Raw genomic sequence first — 14,849 nt, forward strand, 5'->3', positions numbered from 1 at the left:
GCCCGCGCCGCATGATCTACGGCATTGGCACCGACATCTGCGACCTGCGTCGCATCGCCGCGACCTTCGAGCGCCAGGGCGAACGCTTCGCCCGCAAGGTGCTGAGCGACGCCGAGTTCGCCGTCTGGCAGGCCCGCAGCGCGCGCTGGCCCAAGCGCGGCCTCAGCTACCTCGCGACCCGCTTCTCCGCCAAGGAGGCGTTCAGCAAGGCCATCGGGCTGGGCATGCGCATGCCGATGAGCTGGCGCCTGTGCGAGATCGCCAACCTGCGCAGCGGCAAGCCCGTCATCGTGCTGCATGGCGAGCTGAAGGACTGGTTCGAGGCGCAGGGCCTCACGGCCCACGTGACCGTGACCGATGAAACCGAATACGCCGCGAGCTTCGTGGTGGTGGAGAAGGTATGACGACCCCCGAGCTTGCTGCTCGCCCCCAAGCGCCGCTGATCATCGACGTGGCGGCAACCGCACTCAACGACGCCGACCGCCGGCGCTTGGCCAACCCGCTGGTCGGCGGCGTGATCCATTTCGCGCGCAACTGGCAGGACCGCGCGCAAATGACCGCCCTCAACGCCGAGATCAAGGCCATCCGGCCCGACTTGCTGATCTGCGTCGACCACGAAGGCGGCCGCGTGCAGCGTTTTCGCACCGACGGCTTCACGCGCCTGCCGTCGATGCGCGCGCTGGGCGAGTTGTGGATGCGCGACGCCATGCGCGCCACCCAGGCTGCGACGGCCGCCGGCCAGGTGCTCGCGGCCGAACTGCGCGCCTGCGGCGTCGACTTCAGCTTTGCGCCGGTGCTCGACCTCGACCACGGCGGCAGCGGCGTCATCGGCGACCGCAGCTTTCACCGCGACCCGCGCGTGGTGGCGTTGCTGGCCAAGAGCGTCATGCACGGCATGCTGCAGCAGGGCATGCGCAACTGCGGCAAGCACTTTCCGGGGCACGGCTTCGTCACGGCCGACTCGCACGTCGAGATCCCGGTCGACAAGCGCAGCCTCAAGGACATCCTGGCCGACGATGCGCGGCCCTACGACTGGCTGGCCGGCACGCTCACCGCCGTGATGCCGGCGCACGTGATCTATCCGAAGGTCGACAAGCGGCCGGCGGGCTTCTCGTCGAAATGGCTCAAGGCCGTGCTGCGGCAGCGCTTCGCCTTCGACGGCGCGGTCTTCAGCGACGACCTGAGCATGGAAGCCGGGCGCTACATCGACGGCGAACTGCTGAGCTTCACCGACGCCGCGCTGGCGGCACTGGCGGCCGGATGCGACGTGGCTCTGCTGTGCAACCAGAGCATCGGCGACGGACAGTTGCTCGACGAGTTTCTGGGCGGATTCGAAGCGGCCGAACGCGCCGGGCGTTGGCAGCCCGATGCGGCCAGCGAGGCGCGCCGGCTGGCACTGCTGCCGCGGGATGCGGCGCCGGGTTGGGACGCGCTCGTCGCTTCGCGCGGCTATCGCGATGCGAGGCGAATGCTCGACATCTGAAGGCACCCGGCTGCGCCAGCGGCCGGCGCAGTCAATCGGCGGATCTGCGAAAAAGCTGGCAAATGCGGCCCATAGGCTGCCGGAGCCTTCCTGTACATTCAAACGCTGTCAATCAAGCAGCCACAGGGGGATTTCATGGCGCACATCGGCGAATCGTGGCTCACCTTCGACAGCCTGACGCAACATGTCGTCAAGACGATCAATCCCCGGCGCATCCTGGACATCGGCGCGGGCGGCGGCAAATACGGCGCCCTGCTCAAGAACATCGTGCCTGAATGCGAGTTGACGGCGCTGGAGTGCGATGACGCGGCATTTCCTCAATTGCGCGAGGTGGGCTACCACCAGATTTTGCCGATCACGGCCGACAAGCTGTATGAGCGCAGCAGCGACCTCTATGACGTCGTGATCCTGGGCGACGTCATCGAGCACATGCTTCATTCGCAGGGCCGCGACCTGCTGGAGTTTCTCAACTACCGGTCGCGCTATCTCATCATTTCCACGCCGGAGTGCATGCCGATGAGCCGCCCGATCTTCTTCGAAGGCCACAACTCGCTCTGGCGCCCCGACTCCTTCGCGTGGCACGACTACTGGGCGCACCAGCAGTGCGGCGTGATGCATTTCTATCTGCTCAGGGGGCATGACAACTGGGCGGGGCCAGGCTTGGCCGAGGTCGTGAGTGCGGTCAATGGCGCGGCGATCTTCAATGAGCACTCCAACGGCCGCAAGCAGCCCGTCGACCTGACGATCCGCGATACGCGCTACAAGGAACCGATCGACGAGCACAACGTCGTGATGTTCCGCCCTTTGTGAGGGGACTTGTTTCATGACGGAAGTCGACAAGATTTCTCTTCGTGGTGTCGACGTCATCGTGTCGTACAGGGAGGCGACCGAAGAGCGGCGCGAGAACCTGTACGCCGTGCTGGCGCATCTGGCGTACACCTATACGGACTACAGGCTGTGGCTGATGGAAGCCGCGCCGGCGCCGCGCTTCGACTGGCAGCGGCTGCGCGACCCGAAGATCCGGCATGTCTTCATCCATCACGAGGGGCCGTTTCCGAAGTCGATGCTCTACAACATGGGCGTTCGGCTGGCTCGCAGCCCGGTGATCTGCTTTCACGACGCCGACTCCATCGCGCAGCCCGCCACGTTGCGGGGCTGCATCGACGCCTTGCTCGACGGCAAGGAAAGCGACGTGCTGTGCCCCTACTGGAGCGTCATCAATGTGACCGGCGAGCTCAAGCAGGGCTTTATGACCGCGCCCGACTACGCCCGTTTCACCTCACTCGATCCGCAACAGCTTCCGCCGGACGCGAGCGTGCTGTATTCCAATGCCAACGGCGGCGTCGTGCTGTTCAAGCGGCACGAGTACATCCGGGTGGGAGGCTACAACGCGCGCCTGGAAGGGTGGGGCGGCGAAGACGACGAACTCCTGCGCCGCGCAAGCCGGTTGGGCCTGCGCTGGCACTCCATTGCGGTGCCGATGTTCCATCTGCACCACGACGCGGGTTCGCGCGATGCGTTGATCGAGAGCATCCGCGACACCGAGAACCTGCGGGCGTCGCAGGCCATCGAGACCATGTCGCAGGAAGAGGTCGAGGCGTTGGCGCGCGAGCTGTCCGCTTTCTTCGCGGCCGACTGATCAGGGGCGGGAGGCCGCCCTCAGGGTGTCCGCTCGCCATGTGAAGAACTCGTCGAGCGCGGGCCCCAGCACTGCCGTCTGGCTTCGCCGGCTGAAGGCCTCGAAGCCTTGATGCGCGAGCCGCTGGCGCAATTGCGGGGCGCTCATCAGCAGCACGGCCATGTCGGCCAGGTCATCGAAGGCGGCGCCCGCCATCGCCTGCCGAAGCTCCGGGTAGAAAATCTCGCTGTCCGCGTAGAGCTCGCACAGCACGGCCTTGCGTTGCCTGAACAACAGCGAAAGCCTGGGGAGTTCGACGATGCGGGAGTTGTCGAAGAAGTGCATGTTGAGCACCAGCTTCGCGCGTCGGATCATCTGGTCGCGGTACGCGCTGTCCCACAGCTGGTTGTCGTTGCAGGCCACGTGCAAGCCCTTCTTTCGCATGGCATCGATGACGTGTGAGCGTCGCGGATTCAGCGAGCCGAAGAACAGCACGTCGATGTCCTGAGCGGCCTCGGGCAATACATCTTCAGGGCGCAGATTGCGCGCAGCCTCTTCCTCGTACCCCAGCGGAACGTGGTGGCCGTTGGCAATGCCCAGTTCGCCATATCGGGCCAGGTTGTGCTGGCTGTAGTCCCATACGTAGTGTTCACGCAGCAATGCCAGGTAGCCGTCGTTGCAAGCCTGCGAGCCCGCGACGAGCTGCTCGAAGTTCAGCACGATGCAGTCGGCGTCCATGCCTCGCAGGGTTTCGGGCGCGAGGTGGTGCGCGAAGCAGACGACATTGACGGCGTCTTGGCGCAAGGCCGCATGTTCCGTGCTCACCTCGTGGCCCAGCTTCCTGGCGGCGATGACGAAGGTGTTCACCACGTCGCCGACCATGTGCGGCTCCGCGAGCGAGGTGAAGTGAAGCGGTACCGTCGTCACCGCGTTCCTCGCCTATTGAAGGCCCAGGACGTTGCGCTTGTGATAGTAGTCGGCGAGCGCGGCCCGGAGCTCGGTCGCCTTCTGGATCGCCTCTGGAGACGCGTCCTTGCCCAGGCCGAAAAAGTAGAGGTCGTGGCTCGTGTGGTCGCAGTAGAACGACCACACGGAGAACCACGCGTCGCAGGGAATGATCGCCTTGAAGTCGTCCTCGACCAGGTTGCGGTAGTAGCTCTGGTTCTTCTCCATGGTCAGCGGAGAATCGGTCGGCGTGTACTCGACCGTGCCGTGCTGCCTGCGGCCGGTGGACGCACAGGTCATCACCACGAGGCCCGATTCCTTGACCACCCGCAGCATGTTGAGCCAGGTCTTGCGCCAGCCTGGGTTGTGCTCCATGGCCTCGCATGAAATCACCACGTCGAATTCGTTCGCCTTGGCGCCATGGTCCTCGCCGTAACAGACGAGGTCGACGCCCTTGCCTTCACCCACGTCGAGGCCGACGTATTCGCAGCCCTCGAAAAATGTTCGAACCGAGCCATTGATGTCGAGGCTGCCGATTTCCAGCACCTTCTTCTGCTGAAAGAACTCGCCGAGGAACTGCTTGATGCCACCGACGAAGAACAGCTGCTGGGGATGCGACATGGGTGTTTCTCTGCTCGGAAAGCGCGCAGTGTAGTCTTGCCCCCGCGCAAATCCACGCACCGCGCCACACCCGGCACGGCACTTGCGGGAAAAGTTTACGGTTGTGTCTCGGAAGCGTTCCAGCCCGTGCCGCTTGCGCCTTCCGGCACCAACCAGAGCCGTTCCCCGCCCGAATCCAGATGCGTCAGGTACAGCCGCAAGTCGAACTCGAGCTGCTGGTATTCGGGCTCCATGTGCGTGCACAGCGCATAGAAGGCCTTGTCGTGGTCGCGCTCCTTCATGTGCGCGAGCTCGTGCACGGCGATCATGCGCAGCCACGCCAGCGGCACGTCCTTGAACAGGCTGGCCACGCGGATCTCCCGCTTGGCCTTGAGCTTGCCGCCCTGCACGCGCGACACCGTGGTGTGCGTGCCGAGCGCGTTGCGGATCACATGCAGCTTGTTGTCGAACTGCACCTTCGACAGCGGCGAGGCGTTGCGCATGAAGTCGCTCTTGAGCTCGTTCACGTAGTCGTAGAGCGCCTTGTCGTTGCGGATGCCGTGCACGCCGTCCGGGTAGCGCTTGCTCAGCAGCGCGCCCAGGCTGTTCGCGTCGATGAGCTGCCGCACGCTTTGCTGCAGCGTCGGGGCGTAGCCCGCGAGGTAGCGCAGCGGCGTCATAGGGCTACGAGCAGGCCAGGCCGGCGGCCACGCCGCCGAACAGGTCGCCCTCGACCAGCAGCACGCCCGCGAAGCTCCTGCGCAGCGCCTGCTGGAAAGGCCGCAGCGCCGACGAGCCGCCCGTCAGGTAGATCGCGTCGAGGTCGTTGCTGCGCAGCCCCGCGCGCTTGACGCAGGCGTGGGCGCATGCGATCACGTCGTCGAACTGGCTGGAGAGCTGCTGCACCATGTCTTCAGGCGACAGCACCGCGCCCAGGCCGGGCTCGGCGCACGACAGGTCGATGGTGGCCGGCACGTCGCCGACCGACGCATCGATCTTGGCCTGCTCCACGGCCGCCAGGATGCGGTGGCCATGGCGCTCTTCGAGCACGGTCATGAGCCGGTCGTGCAGCCGCAGGTCGACGTAGCTGGTGCGCAGGTCCTTCGCCTGGCGCGTGGCCTTGGCGGCGTAGAGCCAGTTGATCAGGTGCCACGACGACAGGTCGAAGAACACGCCGCTGGGCACTTCGCGGCCTTGCGGGCCGTGGTGGCGAAAGCCCAGCAGGGGCATCACGCGGTCCAGGTTCAGGCGCTGGTCGTAGTCGGTGCCGCCGATGTGCACGCCGGTGGTGGCCAGCACGTCGCCGCTGCGGTCGTCGTGCCTGGCGCGCTCGGGGCCCACGCGCACGACCGTGAAGTCGGAGGTGCCGCCGCCGATGTCGACGATCAGCACCACGGATTCCTTGGTGATGCGCTGCTCGTAGTCGAAGGCGGCCGCAATGGGCTCGAGCTGGAACGCGATGTCGCGAAAGCCCGCCGCGCGCGCCGCGACGCGCAGGCTCTGCTCGGCGCGTTCGTCGCGCTTGCTGTCGTCGTCCACGAAGTGCACCGGGCGGCCGATCACGACCTGCTCGGGCTTGCGGCCCAGCTCCTTGCCGGCGCGATGGGCCAGCTCGTGCAGGAAGCGCGCGATGATGTCCTCGAAGCTCACCAGGCCGTCGTAGATGGCGGTCTTTTCCTGCATCAGCGGACTGCCGAGCAGGCTTTTCAGCGAGCGCATCAGGCGGCCTTCGTAGCCCGCCAGGTAAAGCGCCACGGCCTCGCGGCCGAAGTGCGTCGTGCGGTCTTCGGCGTTGAAGAAGATCGCGGTGGGCAGCGTGGTGGCCGCGCCCTCGATGGGCAACAGGCGGGCGACGCCGTCGACCCGGCAGGCCACGGCGGAGTTGGAGGTGCCGAAGTCGATGCCGATCGTCGGCAGCGACGACGGTGACGACACGCTCAAGATTCCCTGCGCAAGGCGGGGAACAGGATCACGTCGCGGATGCTCGGCGAGTCGGTCAGCAGCATCATCAGGCGGTCGATGCCGATGCCGCAGCCGCCGGTGGGCGGCATGCCGTATTCGAGCGCGCGCACGAAATCGTGGTCGTAGAACATGGCTTCGTCGTCGCCGCCGTCCTTGGCCGCGACCTGGGCGTTGAAGCGCGCGGCCTGGTCTTCGGCGTCGTTCAGCTCGCTGAAGCCGTTGCCGAACTCGCGACCGGTGATGTAGAGCTCGAAGCGTTCGGTGACCTCGGGGCGCTCGTCGTTGGCGCGGGCCAGCGGCGAGATCTCGGTCGGATGCTCCATGATGAAGGTCGGCTGCCAGAGCTTCTCTTCGACGGTTTCCTCGAAGTACATCACCTGCAGGCTGGCAAGGCTGCGCTGCGAGAGCTTGTCCTTTTCTTCGCTCAGGCCGATCTTGCGCAGGGCGGCGATGAGCCAGGCGGCGTCGTCCACGCCCTGGGCCACGCCCTCGGCTTCGGTGTATTTCAGGATGCTTCGCGGATCGTCAGGCGCTGGAAGGGCTGCGTCAGGTCGACCGCCTTGCCGCCGTAGGTGAGCTGCTGCGTGCCCACGGCCTTGTCGGCGATGGTGCGGATCAGCGTCTCGGTGAAGTCCATCAGGTCGCGGTAGTTCCAGTAGGCCGCGTAGAACTCCATCATCGTGAACTCGGGGTTGTGCCGCACCGAGATGCCCTCGTTGCGGTAGCTCCGGTTGATTTCGAACACGCGCTCGAAGCCGCCCACGATCAGGCGCTTGAGGTACAGCTCGGGCGCGATGCGCAGGAACATCTCCTGGTCGAGCGCGTTGTGGTGCGTCTTGAAGGGCTTGGCGTTGGCGCCGCCCGGAATGGGGTGGAGCATGGGCGTCTCGACTTCGAGGAAGTCGTTGGCCACCATGAACTCGCGCAGCGCGCTCACGGCCTTGCTGCGCGCGGTGAAGCGCACGCGGGCCGATTCGTCGGTGATCAGGTCGACGTAGCGCTGGCGGTACTTCTGCTCCTGGTCGGCCATGCCGTGGAACTTGTCGGGCAGCGGGCGCAGGCTCTTGGTGAGCAGGCGCAACTGCGTGACCTTGATCGACAGCTCGCCGGTCTTGGTCTTCATCAGCGTGCCTTCGGCGCCGACGATGTCGCCCAGGTCCCAGCGCTTGAATTCGGCGTAGAGCTCTTCGCCCACGGCATCGCGCGTGACGTAGAGCTGGATGCGGCTGGTGGCGTCCTGCAGCGTCGCGAAGCTGGCCTTGCCCATGACGCGCTTGAGCATCATCCGGCCCGCCACGCTCACGGCAACGGCTTGCGCTTCGAGGGCTTCGGCTTCGGTGGCGCCATGGGCCTCGGCGAGTGCCGCGGCGCGGTGGCCTGGCTTGAAGTCGTTGGGGAACGCAACGCCTTTGCCCTCGACCTGCGCCGTGCGCAGCAGCTTGAGCTTTTCGCGGCGTTCGGCGATGAGCTGGTTTTCGTCGACAGGCGTCGGAGGAGGCGTGGGGGTCTTTTGATCGGACATGGGGGGCGGGTGGCGCGCAACCGGGAGCGTGCGCGGGGCTGGCATTTTAGCCCATCGGGTTTGAACGACGGCGGGCCCCAAGTGCCCGCCAATCCTGCGCAAAGCGCTACAAAAAATGTAGCTGCCTATTCAGTGATGCCCGTGCGCGCCAGCAGATCGCTCACCAGCTCCAGGCGCATCAGCGGGCTGTCGAGTTCCATCAGCCGTTGCCGCAGCTCGAGCTGCATCGGCACCAGCTCGCACCAGCGGTTGGCCACCCAGCCGCAGTCGTCGAGCCGGTAGGGGGCGCCGATGGGTAGCCGCACCGATTCGCCTTGCGCGCGGCGCCGTTCTTCCAGCGTGTCGATCAGGCGTTGCAGTGCGGTGGCGGTGTGCTTCAGGTCGTCGGGGATCTCGAGCGCGATGTCGTCGTTCACGGCCTCGACCTCGGCCACCCACAGGCCGTGCTTCTGCAGCTCGGTCTGGCGCACGCGAAAGCGCTGCGTACCGACGCACTCGATCTGCAGCAGGCCGCTCTGCGGCGATTCGAATTCGCGGATCACGGCCAGCGTGCCGATGCCGGCGAAGCTCTCGGTGTCGGCGCCGGCCTTGCGCACTTCGCTGCCGCTGGTGAGACTCACCACGCCGAAGGGTGCGTCGGCCTTGCGGCACTTGCCGATCATGTCGAGGTAACGGACCTCGAAGATGCGCAATGGAAGCAGCCCGCCCGGAAACAGGACTGTGCCGAGCGGGAACAATGGCAGTGAATGCAAAAGGGGTTGTGTCGTCATCGAAGAACCTTGCATGGCTATCATCGCATTCCGCTCACGGCTGCGCCCCATGCTCTATCAGATTCCTTCGTTCCTCCTCGACGTGATCGTCGGCCTGCTCGGCGGCGCCTGCCTGCTTCGTCTTTACATGCAGTACCACCGGGTGCCCTTCGGCAACCCGCTGGGGCGCTTCGTGTTCGCCATCACCGACTGGATCGTGCTGCCGCTGCGGCGCATCGTGCCGTCGGTCAAGCGCTGGGACCTCGCGAGCCTGATCGCGGCGTGGCTGCTGGTGCTCGTGAAGTTCCTGCTGCTCTGGCTGCTGATCGGCAACCTCGGGCGTATCGCGACCTTGCCGTTGGTGTCGCTGGTGGGGCTGATGCAGCTCGCGGTCTCGGGCCTGACGGCGCTGCTGGTGGTGTACGCGGTGCTGTCGTGGATTCCGGGCGCCTCGCCGATGCTGCTCGACCTGATCTCGCGCCTGGCCGAGCCGATGGTGCGGCCGTTCCGGCGCTTCATTCCGCTGATCGGCGGCATCGACCTGTCGCCGCTGGCCGCCATCGTGGTGCTGCAGGTGGTGGCGATCGTGCTGAGCAACCTGCTCGTGTTCGCCTACCAGCTGACGTTCTGAAGCTCGCAAGCAAAAAAGGCCCGGGTGCATCGCACCCGGGCCTTTTTGCATTGGCTGGCGGTAAGTGCTCGCTCAGCTGACCGCGTCGGCCGGCTGGCGCAGCAGCATGGCCAGCGTGCTGGCGATGGTCTTGCGCAACTCGCGGCGGTCGCTGATGAAGTCGATGGCGCCCTTGGTCTGCAGGAACTCGGCGCGCTGGAAGCCTTCGGGCAGCGTCACGCGCACGGTCGACTCGATCACGCGCGGGCCGGCAAAGCCGATCAACGCCTTGGGCTCGGCAATGACCACGTCGCCCACGAAGGCGAAGCCGGCCGACACGCCGCCCATGGTCGGGTCGGTCAGCACGCTGATGTAGGGCAGGCCTTTCTTCGCCAGGCGCGTGAGCGCGGCGTTGGTCTTGGCCATCTGCATCAGCGAGAGCAGGCCTTCCTGCATGCGCGCGCCGCCGGTGGCGGTGAAGCAGATGAAGGGCACCTTCTGCTCGATGGCGGTCTCGACGCCGCGCACGAAGCGCTCGCCGACCACGCTGCCCATGGAGCCGCCCATGAATTCGAACTCGAAGCAGGCCACGACCACGCTGATGCTGTGGACCGAGCCGCCCAGCACGACCAGCGCGTCGGTCTCGCCGGTGTTCTCGAGCGCTTCTTTCAGGCGCTCGGGGTACTTGCGGCTGTCTTTGAACTTCAGGGCATCGACCGGCAGCACTTCCTGGCCGACTTCGTAGCGGCCCTCGGCGTCGAGGAACGCGTCCAGGCGCGCGCGGGCGCCGATGCGGTGGTGGTGGCTGCAGCTGGGGCAGACGTTCTGGTTGTGCTCGAGGTCGGTCTTGTACAGAACGGTCTCGCAGGCGGGGCATTTGATCCACAGGCCCTCGGGCACCTGGCGGCGCTCGGACGGGTCGGTTTGTGCGATCTTGGCGGGTAGAAGTTTTTCAAGCCAGCTCATAAGGGGCTCCTTGTGTTGGCGGTGATTATCGACCAGCCGCGTTCTTGGCCGTGGCGGCGGGCAGCGCGTCGAGCGCCTCGCGGATGCCCGCGAGGAATTCACGCACCGCCGGCACGACTTTCTCGCGGGGCTGGTCTTCGATGAGTTGAATGATCTTGGTGCCGATGATGACCGCGTCGGCGGCCGACCCGACCGCCTGCGCCGTGCGCGCGTCGCGGATGCCGAAGCCCACGCCGACCGGAATGCTCACGTGCTGGCGGATGCGCGGAATCATCTGGCCGACGGCCTCGCTGTCCAGGTGGCCCGCGCCCGTCACGCCCTTGAGCGACACGTAGTACACGTAGCCGCTGGCCATGCGCGCGACCTGCGCCATGCGCTCGTCGGTGCTGGTGGGGGCGAGCAAAAAATCAGGTCGATGCCGGCTGCCTTGAGGTCGGCGGCAAAGGCCTCGCATTCCTCGGGCGGGTAGTCGACGACCAGCAGGCCATCGACGCCGGCCGCGGCCGCGTCGCGGATGAAGGCGTGCTTGCCGTGCACGAGGTCGTAGCGCTCGACCGGGTTGGCGTAGCCCATCAGCACCACGGGCGTGGTCGTGTCCTTCTGGCGGAAGGTGGCGACGATGGCGAGCACCTGCTTCATGCCGATGCCCAGCGCCAGCGCGGCCTCGCCGGCCTTCTGGATCACGGGGCCGTCGGCCATCGGGTCGGAGAAGGGCACGCCCAGCTCGATCACGTCGGAGCCGGCTTCGACCATGCCGTGCATCAGCTCGGGCGTGATGTCGGCGAACGGAAAGCCTGCGGTGACGTACGGAACAAGGGCGCGGCGGCCGTCTTTCTTCAGTGCGGCGAAGGTGGCGTCGATGCGGCTCATCACTTGCCTCCCTTCACGCTCAGACCGCGCATCGAGGGCCGGTCGTAGAAATCGACGCCCGACAGGTCGGCCACGGTGCCGATGTCCTTGTCGCCGCGGCCCGAGAGGTTCACCAGAATGGACTGGTCGGAGCGCATGGTCTTGGCGAGCTTCATGGCGTAGGCCACGGCGTGGCTGGATTCGAGCGCGGGAATGATGCCCTCCGTTCGGCACAGGTAGTGGAAGGCTTCGAGCGCCTCCATGTCGGTGATGCCGACGTATTCGGCCCGGCCGATGTCGGCCAGGTACGCGTGCTCGGGGCCCACGCCCGGGTAGTCGAGGCCGGCGCTGATGCTGTGGGTCTCGGTGATCTGCCCGTCTTCGTTCTGCAGCAGGTAGGTGCGGTTGCCGTGCAGCACGCCGGGGCTGCCGCGCAGGATCGAGGCCGAGTGCTTGCCGCTGTCGAGCCCTTCGCCCGCCGCCTCCACGCCGACCAGGCGCGTGCCCGCGAACGGAATGTAGGGGTGGAAGATGCCCATCGCATTGCTGCCGCCGCCCACGCAGGCGACCACCACGTCGGGCTGCTTGCCCTCGCTTCGCCGGTGATGCCGTCGGCCGCGAGCATGGCCGGCATCTGCTCGATGCACTCGGTGCCGATCACGCTCTGGAAGTCGCGCACCATGGTCGGGTAGGGGTGCGGGCCGGCCACGGTGCCGATGATGTAGAAGGTGTTTTCCACGTTCGTGACCCAGTCGCGCATGGCTTCGTTGAGCGCGTCCTTCAGCGTCTTGCTGCCCGACTCGACGGGCACCACGGTGGCGCCGAGCAGGTTCATGCGGTAGACGTTGGGGCTTTGGCGCTTCACGTCCTGGCTGCCCATGTAGACCACGCATTCGAGGCCGTAGCGTGCGCAGATGGTGGCCGTGGCCACGCCGTGCTGGCCGGCGCCGGTCTCGGCGATGACACGGGGCTTGCCCATGCGGCGCGCGAGCATCGCCTGGCCGATCACGTTGTTGATCTTGTGGGCGCCGGTGTGGTTCAGGTCTTCGCGCTTCAGGTAGATCTGCGCGCCGCCCATCTCGCGGCTGGTGCGCGCGGCGTGATAGATCGGCGAGGGGCGGCCGACGAAGTGCTTCAGCTCGTAGTGGAATTCGGCGAGAAACGCCGGATCGTCCTTGAACCTGGCATACGCGTCGCGCAGCTCGTTGATCGCGTGGGTGAGCGTTTCGCTCGCGAAGGTGCCGCCGTAGTTGCCGAAATGGCCGGTGGCATCGGGTTGCTGGTAATTGCTTTGCATGGTTCTCGATCGATGGGCCGCAGCCCGAATCGATCGGCTGCGGCGGCTAACTTGAGAAGGACGCGTCGGCGGCCCTGACGGCGGCGACGAACTGCCGGATCTTTCCGGCGTCCTTGAGGCCCTTGTTCCCGGGACCGTCGATTTCGACGCCCGAGCTCACATCAACGGACAGCGTTTTGCAACGTGTCCGCAGGATGCGAATGCCATCGCTCACGTTTGCAGGTGTGAGCCCACCACTCAAGACGAGGTGAGCGTCGACGGCGGGTGGAAGAAGTGACCAATCGAATGCCTTGCCGCCACCGCCATAACCTTCGACATGCGCGTCGAGCAGGATGGCCTGGGCGTGGGAGTAATCGGACGCGTATTTTACGAGGTCGAAGGCCGTTGCGGCATCCCCGATCGGAATGCGGGCCGCGCGCATGTAGCGAAAGCGGCCGGGGCCGGTCGATTCCTCGCACCGTTCGGGCGACTCGTCGCCGTGGAATTGGGCGACGGCGCCTTTCACCGCTGCGAGCGATGCTATGACTTTGGGAGCATCCTCGTTGACGAACAGCAGCACGGGCGTGATGAACGGGGGCAGGCGCGAGGCCAGTTCGGCGGCCCGTTCGAGCGTCACGGCGCGGGGGCTTCGGGCGTAGAGCACGAAGCCGATGGCGTCGGCGCCGGCTTCGATGGCCGCGTCCACATCGGCCTCACGGGTCAGGCCGCAGATCTTGATGCGGGTGCGGGAAACAGAAGGCGCGGTCATGGCGGGCCATCATACGGAGCCCCGCCGGTCTGCAGCGTGGCCTCGGCCGGCAGACCCCACTTGGCGTCGTACAACGGGCCCAGGAAGTACAGGCCGTCGGCCGAGAAGGTGGGCGCCGCGACCTTGCGGCTGCGGGCGTCCAGCACGTGCGAAATCCACTCCGGCCGCTCGTCGCCCCGGCCGATGCGCACCAGGCAGCCCATCAGGTTGCGGATCATGTGGTGCAGGAAGGCGTCGGCTTCGAACTCGAAGTGCCAGCGGCAGCGCTCGCCGTCGCCCACGCGCGTGATCTCGATGCGCCGCAGGTCCTTGACCGGCGAGCGCGCCTGGCAGGCCGAGGCGCGGAACGAGCTGAAGTCGTGCTGGCCGACCAGCAGGGCGGCGGCCGCGCGCATGGCGTCGCCGTCGAGCGGATGCATCGACCAGCCGACCCGGCCCGAATCGAGGCTGGGCCGCACCGGCGACTGAGAGAGCACGTAGAGGTAGCGGCGGGCCAGGGCGCTGGCGCGGCAATGGAATTCGTCGGGCACCGGCTGCGCCCACTGCACCGCGATGTCGTCGGGCAGGAAGCGGTTGGTGCCGCGCATCCAGGAGAAGGGTTCGCGCTCGACGGTGGTGTCGAAGTGCACCACCTGCATCAGCGCGTGCACGCCGGAGTCGGTGCGGCCGGCGCACAGCGTGCCGATGGGCTGTGCGGCGAATTTCGAGAGGGCCGCCTCGAGCTTGTCCTGAACCGTGCGGCCCGAGCGCTGGCTCTGCCAGCCCTCGTACGCCTGGCCGTTGTAGCGGATTCCGAGCGCCAGCCTCACGAATTCAGGAACGGGAACAACAGCAACGACAACCGCTCAGCGCAGCTCGGCGAGCAGTTGACGGGCTTGCGACTTGAGGTCGCCAGCGCTTTCGGCTTCGACTTCCTCGACCAGCGAGCGGGCGCCTTCGACGTCGCCGATGGCCTGCAGTTCGCGTGCGAGCGACAGCTTGACGGCGTGCGGGCTGTCGTCGCCTTCGTCGTCATGGGCGGCGGCCGCGGGCTTGGCGGTTTCCACCGAGCGGGCCGGCAGGCCGGCCAGCGCGCTCATGTCGAACTCGATGAAGCCCGAGTCGGCCGGCAGCGCATTGCGCAGCATGGCGGGGCGGGTGTTGTGTTCCGCATCGCTCAGGCTCAGGGTGGAGGGGCGGGTGTTGGCTGTCAGCGCGCCAGGGGCCGTGTCGAAGTCGTTTTCGAGATCGACGGGCGTGTCGGCGTGGCCGTTCGACAGCGGCGCCGCGGGACGCGCGGTGGTCGGTGCGGGGGCGTAGGCCGACTTCGGCAGGCTGGCGCCGACCGGTGCGTGGTTCACGGCCGGAGCGGGGGCGGGTGCCGGCGGCGTGGTCAGGTCCAGGTCGAAGTCCAGCGGTGCCACCGAGGGCACGAAGGCGGGCGGTGCAACGGCCACTGGCGGTGCGGCGGGAGGCGCGGCTGCCGGCTTGGCGGCCGCGGCCAGGCGCCCGCGAAGGCGG

14 protein-coding genes and 3 pseudogenes are annotated in these 14,849 nt (G+C 66.8%); 5 read left to right on the top strand and 12 right to left on the bottom strand.

What is annotated here, in order from left to right:
* The first annotated feature begins 11 nt into the window (after positions 1 to 11).
* The 4 genes from acpS to BMG07_RS20240 all read left to right on the top strand — a co-directional run bounded on the left by acpS (position 12) and on the right by BMG07_RS20240 (position 3,122).
* A complete protein-coding gene (acpS, locus tag BMG07_RS20225) occupies positions 12 to 404 on the top strand; it encodes a holo-ACP synthase (protein ID WP_198086057.1) in 393 nt (130 codons plus the stop codon).
* Entirely contained in the window at positions 401 to 1,483 is a 1,083-nt protein-coding gene (gene nagZ / locus BMG07_RS20230) for a beta-N-acetylhexosaminidase (protein ID WP_198086058.1), read from the top strand. Before acpS ends, nagZ begins: the two co-directional genes overlap by 4 nt.
* Positions 1,484 to 1,618: 135 nt before the next feature.
* Positions 1,619 to 2,293 (top strand): hypothetical protein, encoded by a 675-nt coding sequence (locus BMG07_RS20235; protein ID WP_198086059.1) that lies wholly within the window; start codon positions 1,619 to 1,621, stop codon positions 2,291 to 2,293.
* Between the two features lie 13 nt (positions 2,294 to 2,306).
* Entirely contained in the window at positions 2,307 to 3,122 is an 816-nt protein-coding gene (locus tag BMG07_RS20240) for a glycosyltransferase family 2 protein (protein WP_198086060.1), read from the top strand.
* Here BMG07_RS20240 and BMG07_RS20245 read toward each other — a convergent pair whose 3' ends face one another.
* The 6 genes and pseudogenes from BMG07_RS20245 to BMG07_RS20270 all read right to left on the bottom strand — a co-directional run bounded on the left by BMG07_RS20245 (position 3,123) and on the right by BMG07_RS20270 (position 8,900).
* Positions 3,123 to 4,028, bottom strand: a complete 906-nt coding sequence (locus BMG07_RS20245) for a hypothetical protein (protein ID WP_198086061.1) — start codon at positions 4,026 to 4,028, stop codon at positions 3,123 to 3,125.
* A gap of 12 nt (positions 4,029 to 4,040) precedes the next feature.
* Entirely contained in the window at positions 4,041 to 4,667 is a 627-nt protein-coding gene (locus tag BMG07_RS20250) for a methyltransferase domain-containing protein (protein ID WP_198086062.1), read from the bottom strand.
* Between the two features lie 95 nt (positions 4,668 to 4,762).
* The gene (locus tag BMG07_RS20255; protein WP_198086063.1) at positions 4,763 to 5,326 is read right to left on the bottom strand and encodes a YgjP-like metallopeptidase domain-containing protein; all 564 of its coding nucleotides are present in this window, start codon (positions 5,324 to 5,326) and stop codon (positions 4,763 to 4,765) included.
* Positions 5,327 to 5,330: 4 nt separating this feature from the next.
* Positions 5,331 to 6,587 carry an Hsp70 family protein gene (locus BMG07_RS20260; RefSeq protein WP_198086064.1) on the bottom strand — a complete coding sequence of 419 codons (1,257 nt, stop codon included), beginning with the start codon at positions 6,585 to 6,587 and terminating at the stop codon, positions 5,331 to 5,333.
* Positions 6,584 to 8,130, bottom strand: a pseudogene (gene lysS / locus BMG07_RS20265) (lysine--tRNA ligase). Before lysS ends, BMG07_RS20260 begins: the two are co-directional and overlap by 4 nt.
* A 125-nt stretch (positions 8,131 to 8,255) precedes the next feature.
* The gene (locus BMG07_RS20270; protein WP_269759202.1) at positions 8,256 to 8,900 is read right to left on the bottom strand and encodes an LON peptidase substrate-binding domain-containing protein; all 645 of its coding nucleotides are present in this window, start codon (positions 8,898 to 8,900) and stop codon (positions 8,256 to 8,258) included.
* 49 nt (positions 8,901 to 8,949) lie between these two features.
* Here BMG07_RS20270 and BMG07_RS20275 point away from each other — a divergent pair, with 49 nt between their 5' ends.
* Positions 8,950 to 9,510, top strand: coding sequence for a YggT family protein (locus BMG07_RS20275; protein ID WP_198086069.1), 561 nt, complete (start codon positions 8,950 to 8,952; stop codon positions 9,508 to 9,510).
* 72 nt (positions 9,511 to 9,582) lie between these two features.
* Here BMG07_RS20275 and accD read toward each other — a convergent pair whose 3' ends face one another.
* From accD to BMG07_RS20305, 6 genes and pseudogenes are all read right to left on the bottom strand, one after another.
* The gene (gene accD, locus BMG07_RS20280) at positions 9,583 to 10,455 is read right to left on the bottom strand and encodes an acetyl-CoA carboxylase, carboxyltransferase subunit beta (protein WP_108137867.1); all 873 of its coding nucleotides are present in this window, start codon (positions 10,453 to 10,455) and stop codon (positions 9,583 to 9,585) included.
* Positions 10,456 to 10,480: 25 nt separating this feature from the next.
* Positions 10,481 to 11,325: pseudogene (trpA, locus tag BMG07_RS20285) on the bottom strand (tryptophan synthase subunit alpha).
* Positions 11,325 to 12,601, bottom strand: a pseudogene (trpB, locus tag BMG07_RS20290) (tryptophan synthase subunit beta). The pseudogenes trpA and trpB overlap by 1 nt, the downstream one beginning before the upstream one ends.
* Before the next feature lie 46 nt (positions 12,602 to 12,647).
* The gene (locus tag BMG07_RS20295) at positions 12,648 to 13,349 is read right to left on the bottom strand and encodes a phosphoribosylanthranilate isomerase (RefSeq protein WP_198086066.1); all 702 of its coding nucleotides are present in this window, start codon (positions 13,347 to 13,349) and stop codon (positions 12,648 to 12,650) included.
* Positions 13,346 to 14,158 carry a tRNA pseudouridine(38-40) synthase TruA gene (gene truA / locus BMG07_RS20300; RefSeq protein ID WP_198086067.1) on the bottom strand — a complete coding sequence of 271 codons (813 nt, stop codon included), beginning with the start codon at positions 14,156 to 14,158 and terminating at the stop codon, positions 13,346 to 13,348. The genes BMG07_RS20295 and truA overlap by 4 nt, the downstream gene beginning before the upstream one ends.
* 36 nt (positions 14,159 to 14,194) lie before the next feature.
* A partial coding sequence (locus BMG07_RS20305; protein WP_307867026.1) for a FimV/HubP family polar landmark protein occupies positions 14,195 to 14,849 on the bottom strand: 655 nt, incomplete at its 5' end.

Source organism: Variovorax sp. E3 (assembly GCF_016082275.1).
In the GTDB taxonomy this organism is placed as follows: domain Bacteria; phylum Pseudomonadota; class Gammaproteobacteria; order Burkholderiales; family Burkholderiaceae_C; genus Variovorax.